We start from the raw sequence: 16,044 nt of genomic DNA, 5'->3' as shown, positions 1-16,044 counted from the left end.
ATCCTACAAGCGTATAAATCAACGGCTTAGCTATTGAAGGGCCTGATGCATTTTAAGCAGATACCGAACGGGCCAGTCAGTTTGGTTATAGGATTCCAACTGCGCTGTTTTGACCAATAATCGCCGTTCTGCCTGCCGGCGTTCTTCAGCAGGTAGCGTTTTTAGGTTTTTGGGTAACTGATGGAGCACATCAGTTAGCTGAACACAGGCGGTTATGGGCAGAGAAAAGTGAGTTGCCAGTCGCTCAACATCGGATAATTTCCAGAGGTCGGGCTTGGAGCGACGGTTGCGAATGGCGTTCCCACTAAGCCCAACGGCGATCCCTAATTGCTCATCGTTGAGCGAACACTCACGCAACCGCCACATGATGGCCTGGTAATTATTTACGAATGAGTGTAACGTTGTGCGTAAATATTCGATCAAAGTCGTACAGAATTTTAAGTGAAGAAGACATCATAACGGATCAAGTATGGGTTTAATACTTGATATACAACATTCATGCCGTTGTACACTTATTGCTCTTATTTGACGAATGAAACTGTACTAAAAGAAGATATTCAATTGATTATCAGTGGAAAATTAACGGATATACCCAAAAAGGTCACCCCCGGCTGGAAGCGACCTTTTCGATTATCGGGTGAGCATAATTAGATGCGCTCCACGCTAATCCGGAGTTGAAATTCGTCCATCTCGATTTCTGTGGCTGCCGGTCCGGCGCCCCGGCCATTCAGGTCACTAACCAGGTCAAGCGAAACCGCCTGCACTTCCTGTCGAATGTAGGCGCTGTTGGATTCGATGGCTGCGGCCAGCAACTTGTCCGGCTCGGCATTCGGGTTGAGTTCCAGTGCGATCGTGATCTTGTCGGTTACCGAAAAATCACGGTCTTTTCGGAGGTTCTGAATCCGGTTCACAAAATCGCGGGCAATGCCTTCCCGGCGTAGCTCGTCCGTAACGTGTACGTCGAGTGCAACCGTCAGACCGCTTTCGCTGGCAACGAGCCAGCCCGGAATGTCTTCGGTCAGAATTTCAACATCTGAAAGTTGTAAGTCGTAAGTCGATAATTGTAAGGTATCATTCGTTTCCAGTTCACGGAGTTGATCGGTAGTCATAGCTGTAATAGCGGCTGCAACGTCTTTCATCTGCTTACCAAACTTCGGTCCGAGGGCTTTGAAATTGGGCTTCACTTTCTTCTTCAGAATACCGCTTGCGTCGTCCACAAACTCGACCGCTTTCACGTTCACCTCCGACATAATAATCGGGGCAATGTGTTCAATTTGTCGGCGCGTGTCGGTGTTTAATACCGGAATAAGCACCCGGCTCAGTGGTTGCCGGACTTTGAGTTTATGCCCTTTCCGCAGCGAATGCACCAACGATGATACCTGCTGCGCCAACGTCATTGACTGCTCCAGCTCGGTGTCGATCAGGGTTTGATCGGCTACCGGAAAATCGGTCAGGTGTACCGATGTATCACCCTCATTAGTCAGCCGGTCGGTTAAATTGCCGTAGAGCCAATCCGCGTAGAACGGGGCAATGGGCGACATTAACTGCGCTACCGTTGTCAGGCACTCGTGCAGCGTTTCATACGCAGCCCGTTTGTCGGTGGTTAGTTCGCCTTGCCAGAAACGCCGGCGCGACAGCCGAACATACCAGTTCGACAGTTGATCGTTCACGAAATCCTGAACGGCCCGGCCTGCTTTTGTTGGGTTATACCCATCGAACTGCTGTTCGACTTCCAGCACCATCGTTTGCAGTCTGGATAAAATCCAGCGGTCGAGTTCGGGCCGTTCGGCCACCGGAACGGTTCGCCCGGCAAACGAAAACTGATCCAGATTGGCGTAGAGAGCGAAGAAATTATAGGTGTTGGAAAGCGTACCGAACAACTTCCGCTGCACCTCGCCAATACCGTCGGTGTTGAATTTGAGGTTGTCCCAGGGTTCGGCGTTCGTAACCATGTACCAGCGCGTAGCATCGGGGCCATATTGTGCCAGCGTAGCGATGGGGTCAACGGCGTTGCCTTTGCTCTTCGACATTTTCTCGCCATTTCTGTCCAGAACTAACCCCGTCGACACTACATTTTTGAACGCCACCGAATCGAACAGCATCACCGAAATGGCGTGGAGGGTGAAAAACCAGCCGCGCGTTTGGTCAACGCCTTCCGAAATGAAATCTGCCGGAAACGCCTTCCCTTTTATTGAAAGGGGTTCGCTGGCCCCGTTGGCCTCAATCTCAACCTTATCTTTATTAGCCCAGGGGGCATGCCACTGGGCGTAGGGCATCGCCCCCGAATCGAACCAAACGTCGATCAGGTCTGATTCGCGCTGCATGACGTTTCCGTTCTCTGAGACGAGGTAGATTTCGTCTGAATAAGGCCGGTGCAAATCGTACTTGTCAGCCTCGTAGGCCTCCAGGAACACTTTGTTCCTGTCAATGTAAGACTGATAGTCAGTTTTGCCTTCCCGAACCCATTCGCTCATTCGCTCATTTGCCCTTTCGCTCTTTTCTACAAGTTCCGCTACAGAACCAATACAAACTTCTTCGGCGGTTTCACTGCGCCAAATGGGCAACGGTGTTCCCCAGAAACGGCTGCGGCTGAGGTTCCAATCCACGAGGTTTTCGAGCCAGTTGCCAAAGCGGCCCGTGCCGGTGCTTTCAGGTTGCCAGTTGATGGTTTTGTTCAGTTCAACAAGCCGGTCTTTTTTCGCCGTTGTGCGGATAAACCAGCTATCGAGCGGGTAATATAAAATGGGTTTGTCCGTCCGCCAGCAGTGTGGGTAGGGGTGTTCGTATTTCTCCACCCGAAACGCTTTGTTTTCTTCTTTCAGCTTGATGGCAATCAGCACATCGGTTGGCCTGAATTCAGGATCAGCGCGTTCTTCGTCAGAGTAATATTCCTCTTTCACATACCGCCCGGCATAGTCCGTAATTTCATCCACAAACTGGCCGTGTTTATCCACAATGGGTACATCTTTACCGGTTTCGTCCTTCACCATAATGGGCGGAATACCAGCCGCCTGCGCTACCCGGAAATCGTCGGCCCCGAAGGTTGGCGAGGTATGCACCACGCCCGTACCATCTTCGGTCGTAACGAAGTCGCCCAGAATAACTCTAAACGCGGGCGTTTCGGGCGTAACATACGGCATCAACTGCTCATACTCGATGCCTTCGAGGTGTTGCCCTTTAAACTCAGAGACAATGGTCCAGGGGGCTACTTTATCCGTCGGGAGGTAAGCATCGAAGGCGGGATTATGTATGTCATCGACCTGGCTCTTCTCGTTTAGCCACCGCCCCACTAAATTCTTGGCCAGTACCACATGAATGGGCTGGTGGGTATATGAATTAAACGTTTTCACCAACACATAGTCGATGTTGGCGCCAACGGTCAGGGCGGAGTTGGCGGGCAGGGTCCAGGGCGTGGTGGTCCAGGCCAGAATAAACACGTCGGCCTCGGCTGAGTCGAAAAACAGAAAGTCCGATAAGCCGTTGGGTTTCACCTTAAACTGGGCCACAACGGTCGTGTCGCGCACGTCCCGGTAGGTGCCGGGCATGTTCAGCTCGTGCGAACTGAGGCCCGTTCCGGCCTTTGGTGAATAGGGTTGAATGGTATAGCCTTTGTACAGCAAACCCTTGTCGTACAATTGTTTAAGCAGATACCAGACCGATTCGATGTAGTCGTTTTTGTAGGTAATATAGGGGTTGTCGAGGTCGACCCAGTAGCCCATTTTCTGAGTCAGGTCGTTCCATTGGTCAGTGAACCGCATAACGGTTTCGCGGCATTTGCGGTTGTAGTCTTCCACGCTGATGCCACCTTCCGACTCGGGCTTACCGATATGATCTTTGGTGATGCCAAGCTCTTTTTCAACCTGCAACTCAATGGGCAGGCCGTGCGTATCCCAGCCCCCCTTGCGCTCAACCTGGAAACCTTTCAGGGTTTTGTAGCGGCAAAAAATATCCTTAATCGTCCGGGCCATCACGTGGTGAATGCCCGGCGTTCCATTCGCCGACGGAGGGCCTTCGTAAAATGTAAATGACTGGCGGCCATCCCGAATGGAAACCGACCGTTCAAAGACCTGATTCTGATCCCAGTAGGTTAAGACCTCGGCTGCGATCTGCGCGTAATCGAGGGACTCATATTGTTGATACTTCACGCCTGGCATAATCGAAAAGCACCCGTTACCTGTGCCGAAGCGCGGGCAACGATGCGGTTAAAAAATAAGTGGCAAAGATACAGATTTCGACGTAGAGGTCGGGTTATACGCAAGCTCACGTTTCTGGTTATCTTTGTCCTGAAATGAACAACGTATTCGATACTGAACGTTCACAGACTGAAATTGCACTCACGGAAAACCCATTTACGGGCACCTTACCTATCCACCAGGAACTGATTTATGCTTTTGCCAAACCTGTCTTTTCGTCATATATTTACTCCACAAAGTAAACTTAAATGACACCTAACCGCAGACTTGACCAGTTAGAGCCATTGATGGCCGACTCTCTTCAAAAAATTGACCGCCTTATTGAAGGACAGGGGCAAATTATTGATGTTGCTATTCGAGCCGATTCCAACGCTGAGACAGCCGCCAGAGGAGTAGCCAATCTGACAGTAACTGTCCAACAGGGTTTCGCCGATGTCCGGGGTGATGTAGCTGAACTTAAAGCCGGCCAGGCCCGCTTGGAAGCTAATCAGGCCCGTTTTGAAGCTAATCAGGTTCGCCTGGAGACTAACCAAACCGCCGTAAGAAACGATGTAACTGAACTTAAAGTCGGCCAGGCCCGCTTGGAAGATAATCAGGCTCGCCTGGAGACCAACCAAACCGCCGTAAGAAACGATGTAGCCGAGATCAAAGCCGGCCAGGCCCGCTTGGAGGATAATCAGGCTCGCCTGGAGACCAGCCAGGGCGATGTCCGGGGTGATATAGCTGAACTCAAAGCCGCCCAGGTCCGCTTAGAAGCTAATCAGGAAGAAATTCTGACGCTGTTACGAGATCGCTTGCAGTAATCTTGAGTTGAGAAACAGAAACGGGTGTCACAAGAATGCACCTGTCAAGAAATAGCCAAAGCTATATACAATGTTATCAGTGCCCCAATCTGGCTTAGAGCTATCAAGACTGGGGCATTTTGTTGCTATAAAGTGATTCTATTGGTTCACGTTCAAACCACTTTATCTGGATGACATCTTCCTGTACCCAGACCGTTCGTGTAGTTCGTCTTGTCTCCCCGGCTCGAAAATGAGTACTTTGGTGATTGGTCAATCAGTCATTCACGTAAATCCATAGTCATGAGAAAAACTACCTCATTGCTCAGTACATTTTGCCTGTTACTGAGCACATTATCGGCCTTCGCGCAGCTTACCTTCCCCGCCGACGGTGGCAACAAAAAAGCACTTGTTTCCGAACGCATAGGCATTACAGACGTTGCCATTAGCTACAACCGACCGGCAGTGAAAGGCCGCGAGGGCAAAATCTGGGGCCAATTGGTGCATTTTGGCTATAAAGATTTGGGCTTCGGCTCCAGCAAAGAGTCTCCCTGGCGGGCCGGTGCCAACGAAAACACAACCATTTCGTTCAGTACCGATGTGACGGTGGAGGGTAAACCATTACCTGCCGGGACGTATGGGCTGATGATGGCCGTGCAGGAAAATGACGTAACCGTTATTTTCTCAAAGAATACCAGTTCGTGGGGAAGTTATTTCTACGATGCCAAAGAAGATGCCCTGCGCGTGACGGTGAAACCGCTGAAAGACCAGCCGATGGCCGAGCGGCTCAAGTATGAGTTCATGAACCAGACCGACTCTTCGGCGGTGGTGACGCTGCTTTGGGAGAAATGGGCGATTCCCTTTACGGTCGGGGTCAATGTCGTACAAACGCAATTAGCGTCGTTGCGGAACGAGTTACGGAGTGAAAAGGGATTTCGGGCCGAGGCCTATCAGCAGGCTGCTGCCTATACCGCTGATCATAACACCAACCTCGACGAAGGCCTGCGCTGGGCTGATTACGCCATCAATGGGCAGTTTGTGGGCGAAAAGAATTTTAATACGCTGCGTACAAAAGCCCGTATCCTTGCCCTGATGAACAAAAATGCCGACGCCGACGCACTCATGAAAGAAGCGCTGCCGATGGCCAATTTGCAGGAATCATACCAGTATGGTCGCCAGCTTATCAATCAAAAGAAGTCGAAGGAGGCTTTAACGTTTTTTCAGGAATTAGCGAAAAAGTACCCGAACGTGTTCATGACCAATATGGGCCTGATGCGCGCCTATTCGTCTGTTGGAGACTACAAATCGGCTACCGACTGGGGCAAAAAAGCACTCGCGCAAGCGCCCGATGCCAACAATAAAGCCAACGTTGAGCGCTTACTTGGGCAGTTGGGGCAGGGGAAGGATGTGAATATGTAGAAGAGTGTGGAGCCGGGAGCATGGTGCAAAGGGAGTTACCCTTTGCACCATGCTCCCGGCTCCACACTCTTCTAAATCGCCAGAATAACAAACTCAACCCGGCGGTTCACTTTGCGTTCTTCGTCGGTACCTTTGGTCAGGATGGGGCGCGTGTCGCCGTAGCCGGTGGCCTGAACGCGGGCCAAATCAATACCTTTCTGGGCCAGATAACGCTGGCAGGCAATCACCCGGTCGCGGGAGAGCTGTAGGTTTTTATCGTGGTCGCCAATGATGTCCGTGTGCCCTTCGAGCCGGATGGTCATGTTGGGGTTGTCCTGCATCATGGAGGCCAATTTATCCAACTCGGCAAACGAAGCCGACAGCAGGTCCGACTTTGACATCTCGAAATAAATATTTTTCAGCGTGATTTTGTCGCCTACGGCTAAGGGCGTTAAGGCAATGTCGCGGGTAAGTTTTTGGCCACCTGCTATTTTGCTCAAATCCAGAACGCCACTGGCCGACTGATACCCCCGCGCCGAGGCAATGTAGGTGTATACCTGGCCTTTGTTCAAACTCATTCGGTAGATGCCCGTTGACGCAAAACTCTGCACTGAGTCGAGCGTAGTTTTACTGGCCGATAGCTGGTAATTGATTGTGGCCGTAACGGGGCGCTTGTTTTTTGCATCGCTCACCACACCCGATACGGCCACCAATGCAGGCACAGGGGCTGGCGTCGGTTTAGGCTTGGGCGCTTCCATTTCCCCCCCCGACTCGCCCGATTTCTCCGGCAGGTTCGCTGGCTTCTTGGTTGGGGCCGGTTTGGGCGGAACGGGAGTTGGCGTAGTAGTAACAGGGGGCGTGTACACGACCTGGTCGGCGGGGTTATCGACATGCAGGTTATAAATATTCCAGCACACAAGGTGATCGTAATCGTTACACTCAAATAGGTCGAAATCTTCCAGCCCTTTGTCTAACCGCTCGAAATAAAGCGTAAACCTGACCTGCTCGCCGGGAAGCGTGTTCCGGCCAACAAGCTGTTTTTTGCCATTGAGTGATACTCTCTCCTCTTTCTTCAACGGAATGCCTTCGGCCCTCACAAACGCAAATGTCCGGGCGCCATTAGCCGCTACCAATCGTCCGGAAGGATCGAAAGCAATGGTATTCGTGCTGATAAGACGCCGGTTCTGGTCATACTGTGGCTGACTTTTATCCGTGAACGTCAAGTCCAGTATCGTGTACTCTTTCGTCAGGCGAATGCTGTTTACCGTCACGCCGGGGTCGGCAGCACGACCGCTGCCCGGCTGAGGCTGAGATTGAGGCTGATTGCCCGAATTTGGATACGAATCATCGGGATAGTGCTGCCCACCCGTTGGGTAGGGTGCCCCGCCACCCGACGGATACCCCACCGGATAGGAGCCAAACATACAGGACGAAGTCAGTCCGGCCAATAAGAGAAAAATAAGATAGCGTTGTTGCATGATGTCAAATATATAGGATAATCGCCAGCCCGTATGAAGCAGTGAATGCTTAGGTGCATTTAGCCGCCGAAGGTTTATTCTGGTACTGGCAATAAGACGGTTAGTATGATTAACGGTTACTGCGACTCATCGTAAAAGTTGGGACACAGAGATGCATGCAGCAGAAGGAGATACACAGAGAAATACAGAAAACCCGGTGTATCTCCTTTGCTCTGTGTCACAACCCTTTTTCCCAGGGGCTATAGTAAAAAGTAGAACCCGGCATCTTACTATAGCATACGAATGTACGCCCAAACTTTGCCGCTTATGTCAACTGATAAAAATACATCGGTCACCCGTCGAAAATTCCTCGACCTGGCAGCCAAAGGCACGATGGCCTCAACAGCACTTGTCAGCGGATTCCCAACCATCGTGCCAGCCTCGGTATTTGGGAAAAATGCGCCCAGCAACCGAATCAACGTGGCGGCTATTGGCACGGGCCGCATCTCGCGCGGGCACGACATCCCCGGCGTTTGGCAATACGACAGCGCCCTCATCATGGCCGTTTGCGATTTAGATACCAAGCGAGCCGATGACGCGAAGAAATTAGTGAATGGCTATTATGCCAAAAAAACCGGCAAAGACTATGACGGCGTTCGGGTTTATCACGACTACCGCGAGTTATTGCTCAACAAAGATATCGACGCGGTGCTTGTCAGCACGCCCGATCACTGGCACGCGCCCATCGTGGTCGACGCGGTGCGGGCCAAAAAAGACGTGTACATGCAGAAACCGGCTTCTCTTACGATTTCGGAAGGCCGCATGATGGCCGATGCCGTGAAAAAGTCGGGTCAGATTGTGCAGGTGGGTAGTCAGCAACGGTCGTCGGAGCAGTTTCGGTATGCCGCCGAATTAGTGCGTAATGGCCGGATTGGGCAACTAAAAACGGTGTATGTCGGCCTCCCCGGCGACCCATCGGGCAACGAGGAACCGCAAATGCCGGTGCCCAAAAACCTGAATTACGACATGTGGTTAGGTACGACGCCGGAGGTCTATTATACCGAAAAACGGGTGCATCCGCAGGCAGACTACGACCGGCCGGGCTGGCTGCGCTGCGAGCAGTTCGGCGCAGGCATGATTACCGGCTGGGGGTCGCACCACATCGACTGCTCGCACTGGGCCATGAATACCGAGTATACCGGCCCGGTCGAAATCTGGGGCAAAGCCGATTTCCCGAAAAGTGGTTTGTGGGATGTACACGGCATTTTCCGGACCGAAGCGTTGTATGAAAATGGCGTTCGTATGGTGGTGAGCAACGAAATTCCCAACGGCATTAAGTTTGAAGGGACCGAAGGCTGGATTTTCGTGTCGCGGGGCGATGCCGCTGTTACGGCCAGTGACCCGGTTGCCAAACAAAATGCCGCCAAAAAATTAGACGCCAGCGACCCTAAGCTCCTGACGTCGGTGATTGGACCGAATGAAACGCACCTGACCGTTAGCAAAGAGCATCATGGCAACTGGTTGGAGAGCATTGCCAGCCGGAAAGAGCCAATTGCCCCCGCCGAGGTAGGGCACCGTTCGTGCTCAGCCTGTTTGCTGCACCATGCGGCCATGAAACTAAACCGTAAACTGTATTGGGACCCCAAAAAGGAGCAGTTCAAAAACGACCCCGAAGCTAATAAACTCCTCTCCCGTCCGCAACGCGCCCCGTATGCGATAAAAATGATGGCCTCGGCGAAGTAATGTTTCAAGTTTCAAGTCCCATCCGGCAAACCTGGAACTTGAAACCTGGAGCATTAAACAAAACATCCCACTCTAAAATGAACTTACTCCCCGCCGTTAGTTACCTGCTCATGACTTTGCTGCTTGCCTGCCAGTCGTCCGAAAAAAACGAAACCGATAAAGATGCCATTCGCCTGATTACCCTGGACCCCGGCCACTTTCATGCAGCCCTGGTTCAGAAAACCATGTACGACGGCGTTGATTCGGTCGTGCATGTCTACGCCCCTGACGCCCGTAATGACGGACCGCCCGACCTGCAATTGCATTTAGACAAAATTCAGGGGTACAATACCCGCCCCGACAACCCGACCCACTGGAAAGAAGAGGTCTACCAGGGAGCCGATTTTTTGGATAAAATGATTGCCGACAAAGCCGGAAACGTGGTGGTAATGGCCGGGAACAACCGTCTGAAAACGGACTATATTCAAAAAGCTATTGGGGCCGGATTTAACGTGCTGGCCGATAAGCCCATGGTTATCAGCGCGTCGAATTTCGATAAGCTAAAAGAATCCTTTGTTGCTGCCCAGAAAAACAACGTCCTGCTCTACGACATCATGACCGAGCGGTACGAAATTACGACCATGCTGCAGCGGGCATTTTCGCAGCAGGCTGAGGTGTTTGGTACGCTGGAGAAAGGCACGCCCGAAAATCCCGCCGTGACCAAAGAAAGCGTTCACCATTTCTACAAGAACGTGTCGGGAAGTGTGCTCACGCGCCCGGCCTGGTTTATGGATGTGGCCCAGCAGGGCGAAGGCATCGTGGACGTGACTACGCATTTGGTTGATCTGGTGCAGTGGGCGTGTTTTCCCGAACAAGTCATTGATTATCAGAAAGATATACGTCTGATATCGGCCCGCCGGTGGACAACCGACATGCGGTTAAGTCAGTTCAACGCCATCACTAAACAAAACGCGTTTCCCGACTATCTGAAAAAAGATGTCGTCAGCGACAGCATTCTGCGGGTGTATAGCAATGGCGAGATAAACTACCAGCTCAGGGGTGTACACGCGAAGGTTTCCGTTATCTGGGCCTACAAAGCTCCCGAAGGCGCGGGCGACACGCATTATTCAATCATGCGGGGCACGAAAGCCAACCTGGTGATCCGGCAGGGTGCCGCGCAGCAATACAAGCCAACGTTGTACATCGAGCCTGTTGCCGGAAACAAAACACTGGAAGCCTCTGTGAAGTCTGTACTGCCAAAAATTCAGCAGCAATTTCCCGGCGTAGAGGTAAAAAAAGCGGCTTCGGGCTGGGAGCTAATTGTTCCAAAGAATTACGATGAAGGCCACGAAGCGCATTTTGGCCGCGTCGCGCAGAAATACCTGGAGTACCTGAAAGCAGGTCAGTTACCCGCCTGGGAAGTGCCCAACATGATTGCCAAATATTACACGACCACGCAGGCCCTTGAGTTGGCGAAGAAAAAGTAATTTTCAATGACTGAATGATAGACTGAGTGACTAGTTGCCATTACCTGTTCGCTCAGTCTATCATTCACTCTATCACTCACTACACATGAACGCATCAAACGCCAATCGGCGGCAGTTTATTAAAGAAACGATAACCACGGCGGCCGGCTTAGTGGTGCTGCCAGCTTTGCCCGAACCAGCGTTGGGCGTACCCGTTAGCCTACGGGCTGAATCGTTAGGGAGCGATGGCATTGCCACAGGTGCGTCACGAATTCGTTTTGCCGTCATTGGCATGAATCACGGGCATATCTACGGTCAGGTGGGCGCGGTACTCAGAGGAGGGGGCGAACTCGCTTCCTTTTATGCCAAAGAGCCTGAACTGACCGCTGAATTCGCTAAACGCTACCCACAGGCGAAGCAGGCTAAAAGCGAACAGGAAATCCTCGACGATAAATCGATTCAGCTTGTGCTTAGCTCGGCTATTCCGGTTGATCGTGCCCCGCTGGGTATTCGGGTGATGAAAGCCGGGAAGGACTACATGGCTGATAAACCGGGCATTACAACCCTCGAACAACTTGCCGACGTGCGCCGGGTGCAGAAAGAAACCAAGCGCATTTATTCCATCATGTACAGCGAACGGTTTGAGAACAAGGCGACCGTGAAGGCAGGCGAACTAATCAAAGCTGGCGCTATTGGGGGTGTTATTCAGACTATTGGTTTGGGGCCACACCGCATCACGCCCAAATCGCGCCCGGCCTGGTTCTTCGACCGGAAGCAGTTTGGCGGCATCATCTGCGACATTGGTTCGCACCAGTTCGACCAGTTTCTCTTCTTCACCGGCTCAACAAAAGCCGACGTAGTGGCCTCGCAGGTAGGTAATGTTCACTTCCCTAAATATCCAGGTTTTGAAGATTTCGGCGATGTGATGCTGCGCGGAAATGGCGGCATGGGCTACATTCGGGTCGACTGGTTCACGCCCGACGGGTTGAAATCCTGGGGCGACGGACGGCTCACAATTCTTGGCACCGATGGGTTTATTGAAATCCGCAAGAACATCGACCCCGGCGGACGTGAGGGCGGCAACCACTTGTTTATAACGGACAACAAAGAAACCCGCTACATCGATTGCAGCAAAGAAACGCTGCCCTACGGCGAACAACTCGTAAACGACGTGCTGAATCGCACCGAAACCGCCATGACCCAGGAGCATTGCTTTCTGGCGACTGAACTCGCCCTAAAAGCCCAGAAACAGGCGCAGATTATTCAGGTGAGAAAGTAAAGCAATAACCCCACGCCATCGGCAGTCCTCATAAGTAGGAGAGCGGGTTTACTGGACATTCGTAGCGACGTTAACGTGAAAATTGAACATTGGGGTTTTCAGAGCGCCATAAAGCCGCGTCCAGATGGGCAGCAGCATTTCGGTGGCGCGCGCGGTGGTCAAATCGCCCAGGTCGATAATGTTCGGGTCCTGCCAGCCAAACGCTTTCAGGAGTTCAATCGCTTCGGTTTTGGCGGCTTCCTCATTACCGCTCACAAAAACGGTATGGTCGCCGGGCAGTAGCGCCGGATTTGCCATCAGGTAGGCATTCATGGTGTTCAGCGTTTTCACGACCCGAACCGACGGGAACGCCCGCTGAATTTCTTCGGCCAGCGAATCTGTATTGCAGACCGATAAGGAAGGCGGGAAGCCCTTTGAAAAATCCAGCGGGTTGGCAATGTCAATCAATAGTTTGCCTGCCAGATTCGCTTCACCTGCCAGATTCAGCACCTCAACAGAAGCCTGTCCGCTGGTGCAGTTGATCAGTACGGAAGCCTGGTTAGCGGCTTCGGCAAAAGGGCTTAAGGTGATGGTCTCATGTTGTTGTTGCCAGGTAGCGAAGGGCGGATTCCCAAAGGCATCCGGTTCGGTTTTGGCGAGGGTTTCGGTCACGTCACGAGTTCCTATTACGACAGTGTAGCCTATGGATGTCAAGCGGTCGGCAATGGTTCGGCCAACCATGCCGGTTCCTAAAACAGCGATTTTCTGAGCCATGAATGTTGTTTATCTAGCTATAAAATTTATAGTTGCAAAACTATTTATAGTTTTTTATCTTCGCAATAACTATCAAAAATGGTAGTAGCCTATTTTTTGTCGATTCTAAAAATCAGGCTTTTTCACGAACGAAAACGATGCAATTAAATGATCAGGAAGTGGCCATCAAACTGAACGGTAAATTGTATCACTGCGCGATGGACATTACAATGGATTACATTGGTGGCAAGTGGAAAACGGTCGTGCTGTGGTATCTGCGGAATGACAAAAAACGCTTTGGCGAACTCCGAAAGCTTATTCCGCAAATGACCGAGCGCATGCTCAGCATTCAGTTAAAACAACTGGAAGAGGACGGGTTGGTTCGGCGGGAGGTGTTTACGGATAAGCCACCGCTGAAAGTAGAGTATTCACTCACCGATTTTGGTCAGTCGCTGCTGCCGCTTCTGGATGCGGTTGCCAAATGGGGCCGAGAACTGGGCAAGTCGCAGGGTAAGCTGGTGGCCATTCAGTAAGAGCGTTTTTTGTCGGTGAGGCTATGTTTTTCCGGACGGGATCCAAAAGCGTAGATAATTGCCACTTTCGGCTTATACCGTTGTGAAGCGTACTGAAAAAATAATCCGACTGGTCACGGCCCTTACCGCTGGTTTGTTTGCCGTCCTGCTCATAACAGGCATCGGACACAGTCAATCCCTTAACTGGAAGAAAGTCAGCGTGTTGGTTTACACAAAAAATGGTAAAGGCTATGTTCACGACAACATTCCGAACGCCATTCGGTGCATTCAGAAACTCGGTGAGCAACATGGTTTCAAGGTAGATTCGTCAGCTCAGCCAGCCGTGTTTACGGAGGCCAATCTGAAGAAGTACACCCTGCTGATTTTTTCGAGTACGAACAACGACGTGTTCGATACCGATGCCCAGCGGCTGGCATTTCGGCGGTATATCGAAGCGGGCGGGGGCTTCGTGGGCATTCATGCCGTAATGGGCACCGAACGCAACTGGACCTGGTTCAAGCGGATGCTGGGTGGCACGTTTGCCTGGCACCCCAAATTCCAGAAATTTACCGTTGAGGTACTCGACCCGAAACATGCTTCTATGCAGGGCGTTCCGAAGGTGTGGGAGAAAGACGATGAGTTCTATTTCACTAAAAACATGTCGCCAGGGCCAACCGTGGTGATGGCCAGTGATTTAACGACATTGAAGCAGGATGACCCGGAGAAAATTAAACTATTTGGTGGGTCGTATACGCAACTGTATCCGTCGGCCTGGTACTATCATTTCGATGGAGGCTATACCTGGTGTACAACGCTGGGCCATGCTAAACAGGATTACGAAACGGATACTACCTTTATCAACCACATTTTTCAGGGCATTCGCTACGTGGCCGGGCAGGTAAAAACGATTGATTTCCGCAAAGCTTATGCCGATTCGCGGGATACGCCCATTCGTTGAGTTTACGTATACTTACCGTATGAACAACCTCACCAAAGCCGGTCTCGTACTGGCACTTTTTCTACCCATTTCGCCGAATTTATTTGGCCAGCAAGCTAAAGCCCAGCGTCTGGATTCGATTTCGGTTGTGGCAAAGGGGGCTGCGCTGAATCAGGTGTCCAATCAGTTCACGTTCACCGAAGGCCCGGCCGTTAATAAGCAGGGCGATATTTATTTCACCGACCAGCCCAACGATAAAATCTGGACCTACAGCGCCGACGGAAAACTATCGCTCTTTATGGATAAAACGGGCCGTTCTAATGGGCTGTATTTCGATAAGAAGGGTAATCTGCTGGCCTGCGCCGATGAGAAAGATGAGTTATGGTCAATTAGCCCAGCGAAGAAAATTACGGTTCTACTGACTAATTTCCAGAATCAGCGGCTCAACGGCCCAAACGATTTGTGGCTCGACCCGAAAGGGGGTGTTTACTTCACAGATCCCTACTATCAACGGGAGTATTGGGAGCGTAAAAAACCAGACATCGACGGCCAGAAAGTGTATTATCTGCCAAACGGAAAAAAAGAGGCCATGCTGGTCGATGGCGACCTGCAACAACCGAACGGCATTGTGGGCACGCCCGACGGAAAGTATCTGTATGTGGCCGATATCCGGGCGAATAGAACCTACAAATATCAAATCAATGACGATGGTACGCTAACCAATCGGCAGCTTCATGTTTCGATGGGGTCCGATGGCATGACGCTCGATAGTGAGGGTAATCTTTACCTGACGGGAAAGGGCGTTACGGTTTACGATCCGGCGGGGAAAAAACTCGGTAACATTCCTGTGCCCTCGCGGTGGGTGGGTAACGTTTGCTTCGGTGGAAAAGACCGTAAAACCCTGTTCATCACTGCGTCGGAGTCAGTATATACGTTGCCAATGCGGGTGAGAGGAGTTGAATAAATAGTTTCAGGTTTCAGGTTGATTGCCGCGATGCCGTATTGGTAACCTGGCTGGAACATGAAACCTGAAACTATTTATTCTACCCCCTTCTTAATCGTCTGCACTACTTTCCCGTTTTCGACAAGCCGGGTTTTGAGCACCGTTTGCCTGGGAATGGCCAGCAAAAGCATAGGCTGACTCATCTGCGGATTATTGGTAAGACGGTCCGCCGTTGCGGTCGTATCCGTCATGCGAATGTAGCGCACGGTGAGGGTTGAATCCTGCACGAACACTTTACTGACCGAAAGTTTAGGCGGTTTATTAGTGGCAGGGAGCGCAATACCAACCACCATCTCTTTGGCAAAATTTGGCGCGTCGGGGTGTTTCGTGGTGGTAGCCGGTTTAAAAACCGGCTCGAACGTTTCAGCCTGTTCAAAGATAAATAAGGTCGGCTTGCCTTTATTGAGCGGGGCATCTTCGCTCACCAAATACCCATTCAGCATACGATGTGTCAGCGTTACCTGAGCCAGCGTAAGCACACTGGCAAACAGGCTGGTAGTTAAGAGGATAGATGAAAAAGAGACGCGTACATGACGGTTAAAAGAGGCAAAAAACGGCATAATCAG

At 51.4% G+C, this 16,044-nt stretch carries 13 protein-coding genes; 8 read left to right on the top strand and 5 right to left on the bottom strand.

Going from position 1 to position 16,044, the window contains the following annotated elements; all coding sequences use genetic code 11:
* Positions 1–30 precede the first annotated feature (30 nt).
* On the bottom strand, positions 31–423 hold the full coding sequence (locus ACYVI1_RS03300) for a hypothetical protein (protein ID WP_460906661.1): 393 nt from the start codon (positions 421–423) through the stop codon (positions 31–33).
* A gap of 224 nt (positions 424–647) precedes the next feature.
* A complete protein-coding gene (ileS, locus tag ACYVI1_RS03295; RefSeq protein ID WP_460906659.1) occupies positions 648–4,154 on the bottom strand; it encodes an isoleucine--tRNA ligase in 3,507 nt (1,168 codons plus the stop codon).
* Between the two features lie 287 nt (positions 4,155–4,441).
* Between ileS and ACYVI1_RS03290 the strand changes: the two genes are divergently transcribed.
* Positions 4,442–4,996 (top strand): hypothetical protein, encoded by a 555-nt coding sequence (locus tag ACYVI1_RS03290; RefSeq protein WP_460906657.1) that lies wholly within the window; start codon positions 4,442–4,444, stop codon positions 4,994–4,996.
* Positions 4,997–5,275: 279 nt separating this feature from the next.
* The gene (locus ACYVI1_RS03285; protein ID WP_460906655.1) at positions 5,276–6,391 is read left to right on the top strand and encodes a DUF2911 domain-containing protein; all 1,116 of its coding nucleotides are present in this window, start codon (positions 5,276–5,278) and stop codon (positions 6,389–6,391) included.
* Between the two features lie 71 nt (positions 6,392–6,462).
* On the opposite strand, the gene ACYVI1_RS03280 is transcribed toward ACYVI1_RS03285, so the two are convergent.
* Positions 6,463–7,848, bottom strand: a complete 1,386-nt coding sequence (locus tag ACYVI1_RS03280; RefSeq protein WP_460906653.1) for an OmpA family protein — start codon at positions 7,846–7,848, stop codon at positions 6,463–6,465.
* Positions 7,849–8,154: 306 nt separating this feature from the next.
* Between ACYVI1_RS03280 and ACYVI1_RS03275 the strand changes: the two genes are divergently transcribed.
* The 3 genes from ACYVI1_RS03275 (at position 8,155) to ACYVI1_RS03265 (ending at position 12,294) form a co-directional block, all read left to right on the top strand.
* On the top strand, positions 8,155–9,570 hold the full coding sequence (locus ACYVI1_RS03275) for a Gfo/Idh/MocA family protein (protein WP_460906650.1): 1,416 nt from the start codon (positions 8,155–8,157) through the stop codon (positions 9,568–9,570).
* 77 nt (positions 9,571–9,647) lie between these two features.
* Positions 9,648–11,036, top strand: coding sequence for a putative oxidoreductase C-terminal domain-containing protein (locus tag ACYVI1_RS03270; protein ID WP_460906648.1), 1,389 nt, complete (start codon positions 9,648–9,650; stop codon positions 11,034–11,036).
* Between the two features lie 85 nt (positions 11,037–11,121).
* Entirely contained in the window at positions 11,122–12,294 is a 1,173-nt protein-coding gene (locus ACYVI1_RS03265) for a Gfo/Idh/MocA family protein (protein WP_460906646.1), read from the top strand.
* Positions 12,295–12,342: 48 nt separating this feature from the next.
* Here ACYVI1_RS03265 and ACYVI1_RS03260 read toward each other — a convergent pair whose 3' ends face one another.
* Positions 12,343–13,047, bottom strand: coding sequence for an NADPH-dependent F420 reductase (locus tag ACYVI1_RS03260; protein ID WP_460906644.1), 705 nt, complete (start codon positions 13,045–13,047; stop codon positions 12,343–12,345).
* Between the two features lie 137 nt (positions 13,048–13,184).
* On the opposite strand from ACYVI1_RS03260, the gene ACYVI1_RS03255 reads away from it, so the two are divergent.
* From ACYVI1_RS03255 to ACYVI1_RS03245, 3 genes are all read left to right on the top strand, one after another.
* Complete coding sequence (locus ACYVI1_RS03255; RefSeq protein ID WP_460906642.1) at positions 13,185–13,559, top strand: winged helix-turn-helix transcriptional regulator; 375 nt, start codon at positions 13,185–13,187, stop codon at positions 13,557–13,559.
* A gap of 82 nt (positions 13,560–13,641) precedes the next feature.
* Complete coding sequence (locus tag ACYVI1_RS03250; RefSeq protein ID WP_460906640.1) at positions 13,642–14,496, top strand: ThuA domain-containing protein; 855 nt, start codon at positions 13,642–13,644, stop codon at positions 14,494–14,496.
* A 19-nt stretch (positions 14,497–14,515) separates the two neighbouring features.
* The gene (locus tag ACYVI1_RS03245; RefSeq protein WP_460906638.1) at positions 14,516–15,439 is read left to right on the top strand and encodes an SMP-30/gluconolactonase/LRE family protein; all 924 of its coding nucleotides are present in this window, start codon (positions 14,516–14,518) and stop codon (positions 15,437–15,439) included.
* Positions 15,440–15,513: 74 nt separating this feature from the next.
* On the opposite strand, the gene ACYVI1_RS03240 is transcribed toward ACYVI1_RS03245, so the two are convergent.
* Positions 15,514–16,038, bottom strand: coding sequence for a hypothetical protein (locus ACYVI1_RS03240; protein WP_460906636.1), 525 nt, complete (start codon positions 16,036–16,038; stop codon positions 15,514–15,516).
* Positions 16,039–16,044: the final 6 nt, after the last annotated feature.

It is taken from the genome of Spirosoma areae (assembly GCF_054781775.1).
Note: the sequence above shows the minus strand (reverse complement) of the source record. Positions and strands in the feature narration are given on the sequence as shown.

Excerpts from the sequence above, each read along its gene's own strand:
- ACYVI1_RS03275 (WP_460906650.1), top strand. The coding sequence starts at position 8,155 with ATGTCAACTGATAAAAATACATCGGTCACCCGTCGAAAATTCCTCGAC.
- ACYVI1_RS03285 (WP_460906655.1), top strand. The coding sequence starts at position 5,276 with ATGAGAAAAACTACCTCATTGCTCAGTACATTTTGCCTGTTACTGAGC.
- ACYVI1_RS03280 (WP_460906653.1), bottom strand. The coding sequence starts at position 7,848 with ATGCAACAACGCTATCTTATTTTTCTCTTATTGGCCGGACTGACTTCG.
- ACYVI1_RS03260 (WP_460906644.1), bottom strand. The coding sequence starts at position 13,047 with ATGGCTCAGAAAATCGCTGTTTTAGGAACCGGCATGGTTGGCCGAACC.
- ACYVI1_RS03270 (WP_460906648.1), top strand. The coding sequence starts at position 9,648 with ATGAACTTACTCCCCGCCGTTAGTTACCTGCTCATGACTTTGCTGCTT.
- ACYVI1_RS03245 (WP_460906638.1), top strand. The coding sequence starts at position 14,516 with ATGAACAACCTCACCAAAGCCGGTCTCGTACTGGCACTTTTTCTACCC.
- ACYVI1_RS03265 (WP_460906646.1), top strand. The coding sequence starts at position 11,122 with ATGAACGCATCAAACGCCAATCGGCGGCAGTTTATTAAAGAAACGATA.
- ACYVI1_RS03240 (WP_460906636.1), bottom strand. The coding sequence starts at position 16,038 with ATGCCGTTTTTTGCCTCTTTTAACCGTCATGTACGCGTCTCTTTTTCA.
- ileS (WP_460906659.1), bottom strand. The coding sequence starts at position 4,154 with ATGCCAGGCGTGAAGTATCAACAATATGAGTCCCTCGATTACGCGCAG.
- ACYVI1_RS03290 (WP_460906657.1), top strand. The coding sequence starts at position 4,442 with ATGACACCTAACCGCAGACTTGACCAGTTAGAGCCATTGATGGCCGAC.
- ACYVI1_RS03255 (WP_460906642.1), top strand. The coding sequence starts at position 13,185 with ATGCAATTAAATGATCAGGAAGTGGCCATCAAACTGAACGGTAAATTG.